Source organism: Cedecea sp. AS113 (assembly GCF_037152415.1).
GTDB lineage: Bacteria > Pseudomonadota > Gammaproteobacteria > Enterobacterales > Enterobacteriaceae > Cedecea.
On the sequence record NZ_JBBCMI010000010.1, the window covers coordinates 103,887 to 122,569 of the forward strand.

Genomic DNA, 18,683 nt, shown 5'->3' on the forward strand with positions numbered 1-18,683 from the left:
TTGCCGCTCTTTGTAATCCTGACCTCAGGAGAATCGGGTAATTCTGCATTTATGGGCAACTTTGCGCCGAATTCTGAGTAAAAAAACACAAACGGCGGGCTAACCCGCCGCTCTGCGTCACCGCTAATCAGAAGTCCGCGTAAGGCACCAGCGGCTGCGGCGGCATATCCATATCGCCCTGCCAGCCCGCCATGGAGTAGCGCACGAAAATCAACGCGTGGCTTGGGGTGTAGTCCTTGGCCTGCTGAATATCAATCCCGGCACCGATTGACCAGTGCGAGTTGATCCGCCGTTCAACCAGCGCTCTGGCCGTATAACCGAAACCATTGCTGCTGCTGCCCGAGAAGGTGTCATTGCGGTCCGGGTAGCCCTCTGGATCGTCCGGGTAGGGGTTCGTGTTATTTGGCACGAGATTACGCAGCGGATAGCGCTGGCCAGCATTGCTGTGGGAGTAAGACCAGGAGCCGGAAGCGCCCAGTTCCCAGGACCAGTTTTCAGTGCGTTTACGCCAGATGACCGGTACGGCAAACGACACGTATTTTTGCGGGCTGTAATAGCCGCCCTGGCCGAGGAAGTAGTCGCTGAGGTCTTTTTCGTAGTGCCAGACCATATTGGTCAGGCCCACGGTTAGCCGCTGATTATTCTCGTTAATCAGCTTGTAGTAGTAGCCCGTCATCCAGCGCACGCGCCAGTTATCGGCCACATTTTTACCGGTCAGCGTGTCCGCGCTCAGGCTGGACCAGACGCCGTTAGCTTCGCCCTTGTCGTAGCTCAGGCTGATACCGCCGCCGTTAGCGCGAACGCCACCCCACACTTTATTGGTATTCGGATCCCGCTGCCCGCCGAAGGAGAGCAGCGAGCTGGAGATAGGCCGACGATGCGCATTGACGGTATAGCCAATAGGCCCGAGGTCGTTGCTGTAGCTCACGCCACCCACGACATCCACGACGTCAAAGCCCATCGGCGTGGTGCCAATGTCCGTTTGCCAGGTATTGTTTTTCCAGCCAACGGCCACGCTTGCGCCGTTGCCACTCTGATTTGTGTTGCCGAAACAGTTGTGCTCCGCACAGGTGCCCCAGCGCTCGTTGTAACCCCCGCCGTTATCTTTGAACGAGCCAGCATTCATATTCACCATATCGGTACGGAACCACATCCGCCCGTCGCTAAGCGGAGCGTCCACCTGCAGCATCGTGGTATGTGCTTTCAGATCGGAATAACCTGGCGTGCCGCTTGAGCCCCAGTATTCGTGGTCAAGCGTCACGTTTACATCCTGCTGGCGGTAAAGATCGGCGGCATCGCTGCGCACGCCCCGCTTCAGCCAGTCGTCTTTCTCATCGTTGCGGGTCAGGCGAGTGAAGGTGTCGTTATCCTGCGGGCGCTGTTGGGCAACCCCCGAGGAGACCATAGCGTCTTTGTAAGTCTCCAGCGCCTGCTGCGGCTGGCCGCTGGCGGCCTGGAAACGCGCGGCATCACGCATCACCAGCGCGCTTTCCATCGACGGCGGCTGGCTTTTCGCCGCAACCAGAATTGGCGCGTAGGTTTGCGCGGCTTTTTCGTTGTCGCCCAGGGCAGCCCAGGCGTTCGCCACGCGGCGTTGCGTATTGATGGACGGTGTTTCACCTGCAGGTGCTTTCTGCAGCTTCGCTAGCAGATCGCGGGCCTGAGGTTTATCCCCCTCGGCAATCAGCACCTCGGTTAACCCCAACAGCGCATCTTCGTTGCCGGGTGAACGCTGCAGGACTTTCTGATACTGCGCTTTCGCCGTGGGGCGATCGCCACGTTCGGCGGCCCAGTCGGCGAGCGTTAAGTCGACGCGATCGGACGGCGTCTGCTGCTGAAGCAGCGCAATGGCGTCTTTTTCTTTGCCGCTGTCCCGCAGCCGGTTAGCCGTTTGCATCACTTCGTAAAACTGCAGCCGGTCTGCAAGCTCATGAATATTGTCGGTCCACTGCGCTTTGGGCAGCGTATTAAGGTGGCTTAGCGCCGCCGCATCGTGGTTATTACCTGAGAGATAAAGGCCGTAAGCGAAGACCTGCTCCGGGTCGCCGGGTTTACGCTGGGCCAGGCCGCGCATCAGGCTGTCTGCCTCGCTGTGTTTTCCGGCGGCATAGAGGTCGTTCGACAGGCGGTAGGTGATCCACACGCTGTCCGGGTCGAGTTTGAGCCGCTGGCGCTGGATCTCTGCCGCTTTTGCCCACTGGCCCTGGCTTTCCAGCGCAGTGGCCTGCTGCTCCAGCCGCTCGCCGGCCAGGCTACGTTCAATATCATCAATACTTTTGCGTTGGCTGGCCGAAAGGCTCTGAATATACGCCGTTGCACGCGCCGGCGACTGGCGGCGGTACACGTTCGCCAGGCCACGAATCGCGTTGCTGTTCCCGCGATCCATGCGTAGCGCCTGCTGATAATAACGCTCCGCGCTGGCATCATCTTTTTTGGCAACGGCCACATCGCCAAAGCCCAGCACCGCGTAGCTGTCAGTGTTATCCACCCTCTGCGCCTGCTGGTACTTCTGCAGCGCGGCGTCCGGGTTATTGGCTTTGAGCTGAGCATCACCTTGTTCAATCAACAGCCAGTAGCGGTTGGTTTTTAACAAGCTGTCCCACTTGCCCCGGTTGTCGCTTTGCGGGTCCATCTGAATGGCTTTCTTAAACTGCTGTACCGCGAGGGCGCGTTTTCCCTGCTGAGAATAAGCCTGCCCCAGGGCGCCAACCACTTCGCTATCGTTTTGCTTCGAGCTTAACGCCTCTTTCAGCTGCGGAATGGCCTGGTTCCCGCGACCACCGCCCACGTCTTCCAGCCCTTTTGCCCGGGCGAGGAAAGCCGGGTCAGACAACTGTTTTTGCTGCTGCGCCAGCCTGTCACGCGCGGTGGCCACCGTATCGCCTTCGGTAAAGACATTAAGAAAACGCTGCAGGGCCGCGACGCTTTGTGGCCCTGTCGGTAAGTTGCTGATTTGGCCATACCATAAAGCCGCCGCGTCTTCCCGGCTGCCGTTGGATTTCGCCATTTGCTCAAGCACCTGATAAGCCTCGGCGCTGCGGCCGTTGGCAAACATCAGCCGCGCCAGATTGCCACGCAGTTCGCCGTTCCCCGGCGCAGCGGCATCCAGCGCTTTCAGTTTATCGATCGCCTGGTTGGTGGTTGCCGGGCGCTTCGCCATCAGCATCCAGTATTCAATCGCTAAATCCCCTTCGGGAGGATTGCCGTCAAACAGCTTTTCATAGGCGGCAATAGCCTGTTCGGTATGCCCGCTGGTCGCTAATAAACGGGCCTGCTGCAGCTGCTGGCGGCCATCCGCGCCGGTCAGCATCATCGTAACCTGCGACTGTTTATATTCGGCAGAACCGGGGGCCAGTTTTGCCAGACGCTCAAGCTGTGCTTTCGCCCCGGCGTTATCCCCCTGGCGCAGCAGGTAGCGCATGCGGGCCGCAATCACGTCCGGATCGTCCGGTGCCATCAGCTCCAGCCTGGACAGCGACTGACGCACAATATCTTCGCGTTTGCTGGCCTCACCCATCCTCACCTGCTCCAGCAACTGCTGCTGGGGCGTCAACGCGGCCTGAGCCATCGGCATCAGCGCCATGCCCAATGAGAGAGTGACGAAACTTAATGAGAACTTGCGCATACCTGACCCCAGCGAGGGATTAATTCACCCCGAGAATTGAAGCGAAAACGATTTTGATCCCATCCCTGACCAAAGAGCGTTAAAACATAGCTGTAATAGGCATCAGCCTGGGGGAAATTATCTTTCACCCGCTGACGCTGCACGTCCCGCGCTTCGCTATCCTGTAAAAAAGGCAGCATGGCGGCGGAGAATCCCACTGGGCCATTGCCCTGAACGCTGCCGGTTTGCACATCGACTTTTTCCGGCGGCAAACCTTGTTTGATGGTGATATCTGCCATGGGCTGGAAGGCCTTCAGCAGCGCGGCTTTGTGCGGTGCGTCGTCGGCCATCATGCCAATCCACATGTAGACGCGGATTGAGTCATAGCTGCCGCTGCGGGCGTCGTCGGTCTGGAACTGCCAGCCTTTGCCTTCACGCCAGTCGGCCCAGTTGGGTGAAAATCCTTTGGGTGCGGTTTCAAGCAGTAATCTTTGGTTTGCCACCTGCATGGCCGACCACGGGCCGCGGTAACGCACCATTCGCTGCAGTACCTGCGGCGGGAGGTAGCTTGGATTCAGCCGCCAGTCAGGAGAATGATTAAACCCCACTCTCCCCGGCAACAGTGAAAATCCCAGCCCCGGGATTTTAATCACTTCCTCTTTCGCCACGCGCTTCAGCAGCTTTTCACCGAGGCGACTATAGGCAGGCTCATGCCACAGACGCCCCGCTTCAAGCAGGCTCCAGACAATCCACATATCGGCATCGGAGGCGGAGTTGCTGTCTAAAACCGTCCACGCATCTTTGTCGTTTTTGCCCCACAGCCAGGCGGGAAGATGGTCTTTCAGCGCCCCCTGAGCGAGGTTGTTTTCCGTCCAGAGCAGCAGCTTGTCGAACATCGCCCGATCGTTGGCCACCAGCGCAAAGAAAAGCGCGTAGCTCTGCCCTTCAGAAGTGGTGATTTTGCGCTCATCGCTGGGATCGATCACCCGGCCCTGGTCGCTGACATAGCTGGCTTTAAACTGCTCCCAGGCAGGCCAGCTACAGGCGGCCTGCCCGGAAACGGTTGTCAGCATCAGCCCGACCATCAGCAGTGCGGCGCTGATTTTCATCGTAATTACTCGTCTTCTGGATCGATACGGCGGCGGCTAAGGATGCGCAGGATACGCCACAGCACCCAGGCCAACAGCACGACGCTTATCGCGGCGAAGATAGCCAGCAGCACCGGATGGTTCGACAGCGCGTACCAGATGCGCTCGAACCACGGCAGGTGGCCCACATAGTAAATATCGCCGACGCGCAGGCTATCCACACCGGATTCACGAATCACCGCTACCGAGCCGGAAATCGCCGCCCGTTTGCCGCTGTCGTTGAGCGCATTGTTCAGCAGCTCGTAACCTCGCGGGCTGTCAGCCAGTAAAGCAAGGACGCTGCGCTGGTCGTTATACGGCGACTGGAAGCCGACGATCGCGGCCATGGCGCCTTTGGAGGTGACCTCCGTTTGCGTATCCGCCGCGCGATCTTTGGGATCGGAAACGCCGTTCAGCAGCGGAGTCTGGCGAACCGGGGTTTTCACCCAGCTTTGCGTGGCTTCAACCAGCAGATCGATACGTTTGTCATCTTTCATCGTTGGCGGAATAGTGCCGATGATCATGATATCCGCATCTTTGCCCTGGATGGTGCTGCCATCATCCGTCAGGCCCACGTTTACGGCAGGGAAGCCGGTTTGTGAACCAATGGTGCCAAGCGCGTCCAGCAGCGCAGTCACCTGAGCTGGGTTAGGTTCTTTGCTGACCACCACGATAGTTTGCGAGAGATCGGCCATGCGGCTGAACGGGAAGCCCGCATTCGCAAAGGTGCGCAGATCCGGCATGGCAATAAAGTGGTGATAGTTAGAGAAGTCGATGGTTGACTCATCTTCCACCACGACGTGGTTTTGGACCGGCTGGAACGTAATACAGTTCTCTATCGAGCCGCCAGGCATCGGGTTCATATACGAGAAGTCAAAGCGCAGCTGGTTGGCGGCGCCCAGACGCAGCGCGGGAATCGACACATCCGTTTTGCCGTCCAGCAGGCCCTGCAGCACCGGCAGGCGCAGCAGCAGCTTATTGTTCTCTTCGCTCGGCGTCAGGTTGAACGACTGCAGGAACTGGTTGTTCAGGCTAATGTCCATGCGCGAGCTGTCTTTCATCGCCGGTGCGGTGTAGCGATACTTCAGGTTGAGATCGATGCCGTTACTGCGCAGCAGATAGAGATCGGGCGGCAGATTCATCGTCACGCTAATGGCGCTCGGCTCCTGGCCACTGGACTGCAACTGCTCCTGGTAAGTTTTCATCTCGCCCAGCGTTACCGGCCGGTCAGTTCTCACCCAGTTTGGTGCATCGTAAGGTTCGCGTGGCTGCAAGGGCTTCACGTCATCCACGGTGACGCTGCTGCCGCGGAACAGGATATTCCCCTGGGCAATGCCTTTTGCCGCCTGCACGAGGTCTTTATCATCACGGCCCATCACCACCAGCAGTTTGACGTACGGATTATCCGGGTGGGTCATCATCTCAACGGTTGGCGCCTGCACGGCAGGATGGTCGCGCAGGAAGTCCGGGCGCTTATCGTTGGTCGCAAAAACGATCCCGTTGCTGGCCGGCAACTGATTGAAGAGCACCGGGAAGCTCTGCCCACGCCATGCGGTACGGGAACCAAACCACGAGGCGACAATCCCGGCGGCACGCTGCTGTTCAATATCCGGGCTGGCAGCAAAAACGACAGGCAGCGTCAGCGGGCGATCGTCTCGCGAGTCAAAGAAAGGCACCGGGAAATGCGACAGATCGTTTTGAACCGGCAGGCGCTGGTAGGTCAGCGCCAGCGAGCTGCTGCGACCGACATCCATCCACAGCGTGGTGCTGGCCGGATTCTCGCAGATGTCGCGGTAGTGGCCGACAAACTCCAGCCTCACGCGGTTAAAGTCGGTGATATACAGCGGGTCAACCGGCACCTGTGCAAAGGTCTTTTTGCCCAGTTGCTCTTTGGTCACCGGCAGGACGCCCATCAGCTCGTCGTTAAGATAGACTTTAAGCTGCGACTGCACCGGCAGCAGCGAAGGTGAAGGGGTATATTCCAGGTTCAGCAGCGCTTTCGAGACGATTTCATCCCGACGCATCCCAAACTCTACCCCGCCATTCGGGTTCACGCCGGTCAACACCATGCTGCCCGGCGGCGGCGCAATTTGCGCAAAATTCAGCTTCACATCGCGGGAGGGCACATTTTCGGCGACGATGGGCGCATTTGCGCCAGGTACGCCCGGTAAGACTTGCCCAACCGTCGGGGCGCTGCCAGCGGGCGTCGCGGGAACGATCGCCTCGGTTGAAACCGGCGCAGGCGTAACCACTGCCTGATTTGCCGTCGCCACGGCAGGAACCGTCGGAGCCGGCGTCGAATCAGCCGAATTTGCCACTGTAACAGGCAGGGCGCTGATGCCTACCGCCGCTGCATAAAACCAGGATATTTTTCTTTTCATCGCGTTATCATCAAATTAATCAAGCTGTTGACAAACCTCAGGCGAAAGAAGAAACACCAGAGAACATCAATTCGTGATTTCAGTTGCCGGCTACAAAGAGGGAAAAATCACGCTTTTTCCCTTTTGGTGAGCAATTTCGTTAAGCCAGGGCAGACAAAGTCCGCCGTTTTGCTGGTTTGGCCGTCGGGCTGTGCGGAATAAACGACACAATCCAGTCCACCAGCGTGGTGATCGCGTGGAAAACAAACTTCAATGACGGTGGAGCGAACTCCGCAAGGTGCCGGTAACCCCGGAATCCAAGCTTGAGAATATCCACCAGACTTTCCAGCGGCTTATCCTCAGGGAAACTGTCCTGCCACAGCGCCCAGGTATCGGCGCGGGCAAAAGTACACTGAATAAAATCGATATGCTGTTTGGTGGTCATCTGCGCCAGCTGCAGGCCGACTTCATCGCCAAAGACACGCATCACCTGAGCCGGGAAGAAGAACTCCTGTGCCCCACGCTTTAACAGCAGGTTCACTTTCTGCCCTTCCAGCACCTGAGTCGGGCCATGAATCTTGATCCCTACCCCGCCGTCTGAGTAGTCATGCACGGTACACGGGAAGAGGTGACCATCTTCACGCGCCAGCGCGGCCGGCATGGCGATTTCAACACGGTGCGCTCGCCGGACCTGCTTACTTTCCACGGAAACGGCCACCGCGCCGCCCAGTATTATCAAGTTGTAGAACACCCACAGCAGACTCACCACCACCGTTAGCGCTTCGTTTTCCGGGCCGTAGAAGAAGCGCCATGCCCCAAAGGCAACGCCCAGCAGGTTAATCAGGACTAAAATCAGGTACGGACGCGTGATGACCCAATCCACATATTCGTTTTCAACCAGCCCGCCCTTTGCGGTCACGTTGAACTTCCCTTTGTGCGGATTAAACAAGGCCACCAGCGTAGGCTGAGCGATGTACCAGGCCAGCACAGTTTCGTAAATTTCACTCCAGAAAGAGTGGCGATATTTACCCTGGATTTTGGAGTTGGTCAGGCTGGCGTGGATCATGTGCGGCAAAACAAACAGCGCAATCATGATGGCCGGGGCGTAAATGATATAGGCGTGTAACAACAGGAACGCCAGCGGTGCCGTCAGGAAGATAAGCCGCGGGATCCCCGACAGGAAATGGAACATGGCGTTGGCATAACAGAGCCGCTGGGCAAACTTCAGCCCCTTGCCGAAGAACGGGTTATCGAGACGGAATATCTGCGTCATCCCTCGCGCCCAGCGAATACGCTGCCCAATGTGCGCGGAAAGACTTTCCGTTGCCAGCCCCGCAGCCTGCGGAATACGCAGGTAAGCCGAGGTATAGCCCCTGCGGTGCAAACGCAGCGATGTGTGGGCATCTTCGGTCACGGTTTCAACGGCAATACCGCCAATTTCATCCAACGGGCCACGGCGAATCACCGCACAAGAGCCGCAGAAGAACGTGGCATCCCACATATCGTTCCCGTCCTGCACCAGGCCGTAGAACAGCGTCCCTTCGTTAGGCGTTTTACGGAAACGCCCCAGGTTGCGCTCGAACGGATCGGGCGAGAAGAAATGGTGCGGAGTCTGCATCATCGCCAGCGATTGTTCTTTGAAGAACCAGCCCATGGTTAGCTGCAGGAAGGAGCGTGTGGGCACGTGGTCGCAGTCGAAGATAGCGACAAAATCGCCCTTCGCGTGCTTCAGCGCGTTGTTGATGTTCCCCGCCTTTGCGTGCTCGTGCGTCGGACGGGCGATATAATTGACCCCGACCATATCGGCAAACTGCTTAAACTCGTCTCGCCCGCCGTCATCCAGAATCCAGATATTCAGCTTGTCCTTCGGCCAGTCAATGCCCAGTGAGGCATAAATTGTCCCCTTCACGACGTGCAACTCTTCGTTGTAGGTCGGCACAAAAATATCCACCACCGGCCAGGTGCTTATGTCTTTTGGCATCGGCACCGGCTGGCGGTTAAGCGGCCACACCACCTGGAAATACCCCATCACCAGCACCAGCCAGGCGTAGGTCTCGGCAAACAGCAGCCCCAGACCGAAGACGAGGCTGAGCGGATCGTTCCAGTTCAGGGTCGAAGTGTAGCGCCACCAGATGTAGCGACAGGATACGGTGAGCGACAGCACAATCAGCATCAAGGCAGAGAAACGCCCCGGTAAACGCCGAACGATCAGGGCCACGCCCCACAACAGCATCAGGAAAATAAACTGTGACAGCGGGTTAAACGGCTGGGTAATACAAAGCAGGGCAAGAATGGCCGAAAACACAACAATCACGCCCAGAATGATCCGCCGGGCTGTGTGGTTGATATGGCTTAATTCTTTCTTTTCATCGAGATGCTGCGTCCGGTTGCTAATGTTTTCCGGCAGTTTATCAAGCCAGCCGTGCCAGCTTTCACGCCAGGCCTGCATCCGGCCAAAAGAGCGTACCCGCGGGCGCCCGGCTTGCTTACTGGCGCGGAGCAACAACCAGAGGCTTTGGATACCATAACGCACCACGTCCAGCGGGCGCGGCCTGTCTGGATTGATATGCGGGTAGAACTGGTCATGCCCGGCGCGTATGCGCTGCCAGCGGGGGGCTTCAAGCGGCAGAAAAACCCAGGCAAGAATCAAGACGATGCAGCCCAGCGTCGCACTGAACATCGGGGCACCGTTGCGGCGAAAAGTACGATAACGCTCACCCAGCCGCTGGCTGGCAGCGGGGAGTAACAGCCAGGAGGCCAGATGACTCATGCCTTCTTCCCTGCGAGGTTCAACATGCACCAGTTGGCGAGCGTCATGATTTCCTCGGCAATCAATGAATCCGGACGGTATTCGCCCAGAGGCTGTTTTACCGCCGCACTTTCGGCCATCGCCTCATCCCGGTGAAGAATAATGGGGATCATCGTGCGCTGGCTTTGCAGCCAAATTTGGTAGATATCATCCTGCAGCTGACTGGCCACCTGCAGATAGTTCACCAGAATATGCGCCCCTTGAGGCAAAGCCTGCTGGTGCAAACGAATATGGCAGTTGGTGTCCGGTTTAACCACCGTCACCACGCTGTCAGTTTGCGCTAAAATCTGGCGGGTCAGGGCGTTAAAGCCGTGGGGCAAGTCCAGTAATATCCACTGGTATCGCTGACTCGCTTTCAGGTCGGCAAGAAAATGGCTGAAGTTGCCAAGGGCTTTTTCCACCGTGTCGAACGTTTCATGCTCAGCCGGGCTGAGCTGGCCAAACGGCAGCACGTCGAGATGGCTGGTATAGCGCCATGCACATTTGCGCCAGTCTTCGTTATCCAGCATGGCCCGCGCCCAGCCCTTTGGCTCTGCGAAATCAATATTATAAAACAGACGCAGCAGGTTATCTGGCGAGATATCCACCACCAGCACCGATTCCCCAAGTTGCTGCAACGACCAACCAAGCGCCGCGGTAATAGACGTCGTCCCTACGCCACCACGCAGCCCTTGCAACCCAATGACAGCCATCAGGCCTACTCCCTATTGTTGCGTTAATTCAGCCAGCAGCGGCCAACGTTTAATTGCCGCCGCCAGTTGTTCCTGCTGCGATATATCGGTGTAATCTATTTCGGGCAGTGAAAATGCTTTACTCAGCGCCAGAAAATCATTTTGGAAGGCATAAACAAGCTTGTTTTCCTGAGCATTGCCAGTCTCTTCATCTTGCATTTTAGTTGTCATCTCTTGGTCAGGTTTCGTCAGCAGTGATAACGGCAAATGCCAGGAAAACGAAAAATGTTTTACAATGCTAAAACTGATGCTGTTTATTTTCAATGGTAGGTTTCTTTCTCAGCTTACGCTAGTAAACTGACATACATACTAATTTATCTCCAGGGGACGCCATGGAACCCATATTTTCGCTTGGCTTCCGTTCGTTGTGGAACGAATTGAACCACATGCCCACAGGCGGCGTCTGGTGGCTGAACGTAGAAAGTCAGGATGATGCAATAAGTATTGTTAATCAAACAGTTGTTTCCCAACAATCGACGGCAAAGGTTGCCGTCATTTCGATGTCAGCAAAGTCTGGGCAAGCCATAAAGCTCGATCCGACTAAAGGGCCAGAAAAAGTACGCCTTTTTACCATGCCCTCATCCATCAATGGGCTCAACGCGTTGCGCCGCGATCTCATGTGCAGTATTAATCCTGAGCACTACTTTTTTATACTTTTAAGCTCAGATAACGTCTGGGAAAATATTTCCCCAGAGGATTTACGTCATTGGCTCGCCGTAATGGGAAAATGGACTAAACGCAATAAGTGCAGTCTGCTTTTTGTTAATGTTGGAAATAACAATGATAAACAATTCTCATTATTAGTCAGCGAGCATCGCAGTCTTTCCGGGCTTGCCAGCCTGCGGGCGCAAAGCGATATCCATCGCTATGACATCGCCTTTTGGTGTAATGAAAAAGGCGTTACTGCCGATCAGCAGCTCAACGTCCACTGGCAAAACGGGGCATGGCAGGTTGTAGAGGATGCCGAAAGCGCGCCTCAGCCGCGCAGCGATGAAAAAAGCGTCCTCAGCCACATTGCTGTTCTGGAAGGTGCTCCTGCCCTGTCGGAAAACTGGCAGCTCTTCGAAAACAATGAGCAACTGTTTGACGCCGCGCGAACTGCACAGGCCGCCACAATTATTTTCTCGCTCACCCAGAATAGCCAAATCAACAGTATCGCCCGCCAAATTCACGCCCTCCGCCGCCAGCGCGGCAGCGCGCTGAAACTGATCGTGCGGGAAAACCAGGCCAGCCTGCGAGCCACCGATGAACGACTTCTGCTGGGCTGCGGGGCAACGCTAATTATTCCGTGGAACGCCCCGCTTTCACGCTGCCTGACGATGATCGAAAGCGTGCAGGGTGTGAAATTCACTCGCCATGTCCCCGAAGACATTACCGTGCTCATCGACCAGATGCAGCCGCTAAAACTGCGCGGATATCAGAAATGGGACGTTTTCTGCAACGGTATCGGGACGCTGATGAACAACGCCCTGCTGCCGGAGGATGGCAAAGGCGTGATGGTCGCACTGCGCCCGGTGCCGGGCCTGCGCGTTGAGCAGGCGCTGACGTTATGCCGTCCAAACCGCATGGGCGATATCGTGACCATCGGAGAAAACCGGCTGATGCTGTTCCTCTCCTTCTGCCGTATTAACGATCTCGATACCGCGTTGAACCATATTTTCCCGCTGCCGGTGAACGACCTTTTCACCAACCGCATGGTGTGGTTTGAAGACAGCCAAATCGCCGCCGAAATACTCCAAATGCAGGCCATGCGCCCGGAAAAATGGGTAAAACCGCTGGCCGCCACGCTCGACCTGAACAGCGTTCGCCATGCCAGCCACGAAGGGCATAGCTGGCGCAGGCAGCCCACGCCTGTGACGCTGCTGGATGACACCCCGAGGGAACAGACACAATGATGAACATCACCGACATCATTCAGCTCGTCGTGCTTTGCGCGATAGTTTTTTTTCCGCTGGGCTATACCGCTCACCGCTGGCTTCCCCGCTTTACCGCCGCGGTGCGGCTGATGTTTTTAAAACCACGCTACGTTAAACCGGCCGGGACGCTACGCCGACCTTCCGCCAGGGCAGACCATCAACATGACTAATCACTCTCAAACGGCAAAATCGCCGGCTCATTTTCTGCAGTACTGGCGTGGTCTGGGTGGCTGGAACTACTACTTCCTGTTGAAGTTCGGTTTGCTATGGACCGGTTACCTGAATTTTCACCCGCTGGCGAACCTGGTCTTTCTTGCCTTTTTGTTATTCCCGCTGCCGCCGCTGAAGCTGCACAAACTGCGTAACTGGATAGCTCTTCCCGTGGGGATCGGCCTTTTCTGGCACGATACCTGGCTGCCCGGCCTCGACAGCATGATGAGCCAGGGGAGCCAGGTCGTTGGCTTCAGTGCGGACTATCTTCTCGACCTGGTAACCCGCTTTATTAACTGGCAAATGATCGGCGCGGCGTTTGTGCTGCTGGTTGCCTGGCTTTTTGTTTCCCAGTGGCTGCGCGTCACGGTGTTTGTCGTGGCTATCCTGGTCTGGCTCAACGTGTTGACGGTGGCCGGCCCGGCTATCTCTTTACTGCCCTCCGCCTCACAAACAACGGCCTCCACCAGCGCCAGCGGTACCGCCGGATCAACGGCCGCCGCCAGTACGGCAGCACCGGTTTCCGGTGATATTCCGGCACAAACGGCCCCGCCGACAAGCGACAATATTACCGCCTGGCTGAACAACTTCTACGCCAGCGAAGCCAAACGGCAGACCAAATTCCCGGACGCACTGCCCGCTGACGCACAGCCCTTTGAGCTGCTGATCATCAATATTTGTTCCCTCTCATGGTCCGACATCGAGGCGGTAGGCCTCAGCTCGCACCCGCTGTGGAAACACTTCGATATTCTGTTCAAGAACTTCAACTCGGCGACCTCCTACAGCGGCCCGGCGGCTATCCGCCTGCTCCGCGCGAGCTGCGGGCAGTCGTCTCACAAAGGGCTTTATGAACCCGCCGGCAATCAATGCTATCTGTTTGATGACCTGGCCCGTCTCGGCTTCAAGCAGCAACTGATGATGGACCACAACGGGGTATTCGGTAACTTCCTGAAAGAAGTGCGGGAAAACGGCGGGATTCAGGTCCCACTGATGGATCAAAGCGGGCTGCCGAGCAATCTGCTGGCATTTGATAATTCGCCAATCTACGACGACACCGCCGTACTGCAGCGCTGGCTGCAGGGTGAGCAAAATGACGGCGCGAACCCGCGCACGGCCACCTTCTACAACCTGGTGCCGCTGCACGACGGTAACCATTACCCTGGCAACAGCAAAACAGCCGACTATAAGGCGCGGGCGCAGAAGCTGTTCGATCAGCTGGATTCTTTCCTGACCGAGCTTGAGAAGTCGAACCGCAAAGTCATGGTGGTGATTGTGCCGGAGCACGGCGCGGCGTTGAAAGGAGATAAAATGCAGGTTTCCGGACTGCGTGACATCCCGAGTCCTGACATCACCCACGTGCCGGCAGGCGTGAAATTCATCGGAATGAAAACGCCACACAGCGGCGACGCCATTGAAATCAACCAGCCAAGCAGCTATCTGGCGATTTCAGAACTGGTTTCCCGCTCGGTGGACGGCAAAAACTTTGTTGCCGACCAGGTGGACTGGAGCGCGCTCACCAGCAATCTGCCGCAAACCGCCCCGGTTTCGGAAAACTCAACGGCAGTGGTACTGAAGTATCAGGATAAGCCTTATGTCCGCCTGAGCGGGGGTGACTGGGTACCGTATCCGCAATAACGTTTGTGTTTAGACGACCAAAAACCGGTGCCTTATGCGCCGGTTTTTTTATGGCGAAAATCGAAAATACAGTGCAACAACTGCAATAAGTCTAACTCTTCAGCGAGATGGATTCCTGAAAGAAAAAGACGTCATATCGAGAGGCTGCTAAGCCCACTGCCGGACATTACGTTAGCCCAAAGGACTCAGGGTAATTTCTACGCGGCGATTCTGAGCTTTACCATCCGCGGTGCTGTTGCTGGCGATCGGGTTCACAGGGCCTGCGCCGGTGGTGCGAATACGGCTGGCCTCAACGCCCTGGGTAATCAACGCGCTTCCTACGCCGTCTGCACGCTGCTGTGACAGGCGCATATTCAGCTCGTTACTGCCGGTGCTGTCGGTATAACCGACCACGTTAACCGCCGTTTTGGGGTACTCTTTCAACACCATCGCCACGCCGGTCAGGGTATTGGCACCCGCCGGTTTCAGGGTGGCGCTGCTGCTGTCGAAGGTGACATTGTTCGGCATATTCAGCACGATGTTGTCGCCGCTACGGGTCACGCTCACGCCGGTTCCACGCATTTTGTCACGCAGCTTAGCTTCCTGCACATCCATGTAATAGCCTACCCCGCCACCGAGCGCTGCACCAGCCGCGGCACCAATCAGCGCGCCCTTGCCGCGATCTTTCTTCGATGACGAAAGTGCCCCCACGCCCGCCCCAACCAGCGAGCCAATCCCGGCACCTATGCCAGATTTTCCGGCCTGGCTTTCGCCGGTGTACGGATTGGTGGTGCAGCCGGAAACCGCTAAGGTGCCACACACGACGGCGGCAATAATCATGACGCGTTTTTTCATCTTATTTCCTTCTATCCTTATTCATCCTTTGCCGGATATGCGCCCGGCGATTGATTATGACGGCAAATCGTGTAGAAAATTCCGGTAAGAATTCTGAATAGTTAACATAAATACGCGGGCGTACAGCCCAGCACCTGCCATCGCGGAGCCCAAATTGGCCTATACATCGCCTGCACGTAAACAGATCCTCACCGCCGCACATTGGGGCCCCATGCTGGTCGAAACCGACGGGCAACGGGTTTACCACTCTCGCGGCGCGCTTGAAACCGGTCATCAAAACTCGCTACAAAGTGCCGTGCCCGACCAGGTTCACAGCAAAGCTCGCGTGGCGTTTCCTATGGCCCGGAAAGGGTTTCTGGCCTCCCCGGATAAGCCTCAGGGAGTTCGCGGTAAAGATGACTATGTCCGCATCAGTTGGGATGATGCCCTGACGTTGATTCACCAGCAGCACAAGCGCATTCGCGAGAGCCACGGCCCGGCGGCCATTTTCTCAGGTTCCTACGGCTGGCGATCCAACGGCGTGCTGCACAAAGCCTCCACGCTGCTTCAGCGCTACATGAGCCTCGCGGGCGGCTATACCGGGCATTCCGGCGACTACTCCACCGGTGCTGCGCAGGTGATCATGCCCTACGTGGTGGGCTCTAACGAGGTTTACCAGCAACAGACCAGCTGGCCGCTGCTGCTTGAGAACAGCGAAGTCGTGGTGCTCTGGAGCGCGAATCCGCTCAACACGCTGAAGATTGCCTGGAATGCCAGCGACGAACAGGGCGTGAAGTTCTTCGAACAGCTAAAAAACAGCGGCAAAACGATCGTCGCCATCGACCCGATGCGCTCTGAAACGGTGGATTTCTTCGGGGAACGAGCCGAATGGATCGCCCCGCATATGGGCACCGACGTAGCGCTGATGCTCGGCATTGCCCACACGCTGGTCATTCGCGGCAGGCACGATACCGCTTTCCTCGCCCGCTGCACCTATGGCTACGACAAATTTGAAGCTTATCTGCTCGGCAACGCTGACGGGACGCCCAAAAGTGCGGCCTGGGCGGCTGAGATCTGCGGTATCCCCGCGGTAACCATCGAAAATCTGGCCGATCTTTTCAGCCGCAAGCGCACCATGCTGATGGCGGGCTGGGGTATGCAGCGCCAGCAATACGGCGAACAGAAACACTGGATGCTGGTCACGCTGGCCGCCATGCTGGGCCAGATTGGCACTCCAGGCGGCGGCTTTGGCCTTTCCTACCACTTCGCCAACGGCGGCAACCCGACCCGCAGCGCAGCGGTTCTCGGTTCCCTGCAGGGCTCTCTTAAAGGCGGCACCGATGCCGTGGAGAAAATCCCCGTGGCGCGCATCGTCGAGGCGCTGGAAAACCCCGGCAGGGATTACCAGCACAACGGGCAACGGCACACCTTCCCGGACATTCGTATGCTGTGGTGGGCCGGCGGCAGTAACTTCACCCATCATCAGGACACTAACCGCCTGGCCGCAGCCTGGCAAAAGCCTGAGCTGATCGTTATCTCCGAATGCTTCTGGACCGCAGCGGCAAAACACGCCGATATCGTTCTGCCGGTGACCACTTCGTTCGAGCGGAACGACATGACGATGACCGGTGATTACAGCAATCAGCATCTGGTCCCCATGAAACAGGTCGTCGCCCCGCAGGGAGAAGCGAGAAATGACTTTGATATTTTTGCAGAGCTAAGCGAACGATGGGAATCCGGCGGTGAAGCACGGTTCAGCGAAGGGAAAAATGAGCTTGAATGGCTGGCGTCTTTCTATGATATCGCCCGTCAGCGTGGCGCTACGCAGCAGATCGATCTCCCGGACTTCAGTGAGTTCTGGGCAGCTAACCAACTGATAGAAATGCCAGAAAATGCGAAAAATGCCGAATTTATTCGCTTTGCCGCTTTTCGGGACGATCCTGAGGCAAACCCACTCAAAACGCCGAGCGGTAAAATTGAGATCTACTCAGAGCGCATCGCCAGCTTTGGCTATGCCGACTGCCCGCCGCACCCAAGCTGGCTGCCACCAGACGAATGGCAGGGCAATGCTGCCTCCGGCCAGCTACAGCTACTTTCATCCCATCCGGCTCACCGCCTGCACAGCCAGCTGAACTATGCCGGACTGCGCGACCAGTACGCCATCGCCGGGCGAGAGCCTATTACGCTGCACCCGATTGACGCTAAAGCGCGCGGCATCGCTCACGGAGATTTAGTGCGGGTATGGAACGCTCGCGGGCAAGTGCTGGTTGGCGCTCAGGTAACCGATGGCATCAGGCCCGGCGTGGTGTGTATCCACCAGGGCGCATGGCCCGACCTGGATAAAGACCGGCTGTGTAAAAACGGCGCGGTTAACGTCCTCACCATGGATATTCCGTCTTCGCGGCTGGCCAACGGCTGCGCGGCAAATAACTCCCTCGTCTGGGCGGAGAAATTTACTGGTCCTGCTCCTGTTGTGACGGCGTTTGATCCACCTGCCAGTTCATAATCCACGTCGGGTGCTGCGTTTCTTCCTGCCAGGCGCTCTCTTCGATATGAAAGCCGTGGCGGTGGTAGAAATGCACCGCCCGGCGATTTTTTTGATACACCTCGAGACTTAAGGCCGGGTATTCCGCCTTCACCTTCGCCAGCAATTCGCCGCCGATCCCCTGCCCGGCAAAAGAAGGTGCCACGAACAGCGCGCCGATAAACTGCCGATCCATCACGCTGATAAACCCCACCGTCTGCTGCTGGTGCAGATAAACCCACGTTTTTGACTGAGGAATATAGACATTGCGTACCAGGTTGAGGCTTTCGTACCAGTAGCTTTCCGGGATAAACGGATGGCCGTCGATAGTACTTTCCAGCCAGAGCGCCATGAGCGCATCCATTTCCCCAATGTTAAACAGCTGGATCATTGGCGAACATCAGGGTGGCAGAAGCAGCCCGTCACATGGTCATTGACCAGGCCGCAGGCTTGCATAAACGAATAGCAAATTGTCGACCCCACAAACTTAAACCCACGTTTTTTTAGCGCTTTAGACAGCGCATCTGACGTCGGTGTAAAGGCCGGGACCTCGCGGAGTGAAGCGGCATGCGACACCTGAGGTGTATGGTCGACAAATCCCCAGACAAAATCCGGGAAGCTCTCGCCGTTAGCTTCCATCGCGAGGAAAGCTTTGGCGTTGGTGATGATCGCCTCGATTTTCCCTCGGTGGCGAATAATGCCGGCATCCTGCATCAGCACATCCACCTCTTCCGGCTGAATCAACGCCACGGCATAGGGGTCAAAATGCCTGAAACGCTGTCGGTAATTTTCGCGTTTTTTCAACACGGTGATCCACGACAGTCCGGCCTGCTGGCCTTCCAGGCAAATCATCTCAAAGAGCTTCTGCCCGTCGGTAACCGGCACGCCCCACTCTGTGTCGTGATACTCCAGATACAGCGGATCCTGAGTGACCCAGCCACAACGTTCCATTTA

13 protein-coding genes are annotated in these 18,683 nt (G+C 57.0%); 4 read left to right on the forward strand and 9 right to left on the reverse strand.

Annotated elements, in window-relative coordinates; genetic code table 11:
* Nucleotides 1–127: 127 nt before the first annotated feature.
* The 6 genes from bcsC to bcsR form a co-directional block, all read right to left on the reverse strand.
* A complete protein-coding gene (gene bcsC / locus WFN87_RS13835; RefSeq protein WP_336983212.1) occupies nucleotides 128–3,625 on the reverse strand; it encodes a cellulose synthase complex outer membrane protein BcsC in 3,498 nt (1,165 codons plus the stop codon).
* Nucleotides 3,607–4,713: a cellulose synthase complex periplasmic endoglucanase BcsZ gene (gene bcsZ / locus WFN87_RS13840; RefSeq protein ID WP_008460608.1), complete on the reverse strand. Its 1,107-nt coding sequence runs from the start codon at nucleotides 4,711–4,713 to the stop codon at nucleotides 3,607–3,609. Before bcsZ ends, bcsC begins: the two co-directional genes overlap by 19 nt.
* 5 nt (nucleotides 4,714–4,718) lie before the next feature.
* Nucleotides 4,719–7,112 (reverse strand): cellulose biosynthesis cyclic di-GMP-binding regulatory protein BcsB, encoded by a 2,394-nt coding sequence (gene bcsB, locus WFN87_RS13845; RefSeq protein WP_336983213.1) that lies wholly within the window; start codon nucleotides 7,110–7,112, stop codon nucleotides 4,719–4,721.
* Between the two features lie 139 nt (nucleotides 7,113–7,251).
* Nucleotides 7,252–9,861, reverse strand: a complete 2,610-nt coding sequence (gene bcsA / locus WFN87_RS13850) for a UDP-forming cellulose synthase catalytic subunit (RefSeq protein ID WP_336983214.1) — start codon at nucleotides 9,859–9,861, stop codon at nucleotides 7,252–7,254.
* Entirely contained in the window at nucleotides 9,858–10,592 is a 735-nt protein-coding gene (bcsQ, locus tag WFN87_RS13855; protein WP_336983215.1) for a cellulose biosynthesis protein BcsQ, read from the reverse strand. Before bcsQ ends, bcsA begins: the two co-directional genes overlap by 4 nt.
* Before the next feature lie 12 nt (nucleotides 10,593–10,604).
* Complete coding sequence (bcsR, locus tag WFN87_RS13860) at nucleotides 10,605–10,790, reverse strand: cellulose biosynthesis protein BcsR (RefSeq protein ID WP_038483072.1); 186 nt, start codon at nucleotides 10,788–10,790, stop codon at nucleotides 10,605–10,607.
* A 173-nt stretch (nucleotides 10,791–10,963) separates the two neighbouring features.
* Between bcsR and bcsE the strand changes: the two genes are divergently transcribed.
* From bcsE to bcsG, 3 genes are read left to right on the forward strand one after another with little or no spacing between them, the layout of a single operon-like run.
* On the forward strand, nucleotides 10,964–12,526 hold the full coding sequence (gene bcsE, locus WFN87_RS13865; RefSeq protein ID WP_336983216.1) for a cellulose biosynthesis protein BcsE: 1,563 nt from the start codon (nucleotides 10,964–10,966) through the stop codon (nucleotides 12,524–12,526).
* On the forward strand, nucleotides 12,523–12,717 hold the full coding sequence (bcsF, locus tag WFN87_RS13870) for a cellulose biosynthesis protein BcsF (RefSeq protein ID WP_008460596.1): 195 nt from the start codon (nucleotides 12,523–12,525) through the stop codon (nucleotides 12,715–12,717). Before bcsE ends, bcsF begins: the two co-directional genes overlap by 4 nt.
* On the forward strand, nucleotides 12,710–14,392 hold the full coding sequence (gene bcsG / locus WFN87_RS13875) for a cellulose biosynthesis protein BcsG (RefSeq protein ID WP_336983217.1): 1,683 nt from the start codon (nucleotides 12,710–12,712) through the stop codon (nucleotides 14,390–14,392). The genes bcsF and bcsG overlap by 8 nt, the downstream gene beginning before the upstream one ends.
* Nucleotides 14,393–14,563: 171 nt before the next feature.
* Here bcsG and WFN87_RS13880 read toward each other — a convergent pair whose 3' ends face one another.
* A complete protein-coding gene (locus tag WFN87_RS13880) occupies nucleotides 14,564–15,226 on the reverse strand; it encodes an OmpA family lipoprotein (protein WP_336983218.1) in 663 nt (220 codons plus the stop codon).
* A gap of 154 nt (nucleotides 15,227–15,380) precedes the next feature.
* Between WFN87_RS13880 and WFN87_RS13885 the strand changes: the two genes are divergently transcribed.
* Nucleotides 15,381–17,711 carry a molybdopterin guanine dinucleotide-containing S/N-oxide reductase gene (locus tag WFN87_RS13885; protein WP_336983219.1) on the forward strand — a complete coding sequence of 777 codons (2,331 nt, stop codon included), beginning with the start codon at nucleotides 15,381–15,383 and terminating at the stop codon, nucleotides 17,709–17,711.
* On the opposite strand, the gene WFN87_RS13890 is transcribed toward WFN87_RS13885, so the two are convergent.
* Entirely contained in the window at nucleotides 17,659–18,120 is a 462-nt protein-coding gene (locus tag WFN87_RS13890; protein ID WP_336983220.1) for an N-acetyltransferase, read from the reverse strand. The two genes, WFN87_RS13885 and WFN87_RS13890, sit on opposite strands and share 53 nt — an antisense overlap.
* The gene (gene tag / locus WFN87_RS13895; RefSeq protein ID WP_336819349.1) at nucleotides 18,117–18,680 is read right to left on the reverse strand and encodes a DNA-3-methyladenine glycosylase I; all 564 of its coding nucleotides are present in this window, start codon (nucleotides 18,678–18,680) and stop codon (nucleotides 18,117–18,119) included. Before tag ends, WFN87_RS13890 begins: the two co-directional genes overlap by 4 nt.
* Nucleotides 18,681–18,683: the final 3 nt, after the last annotated feature.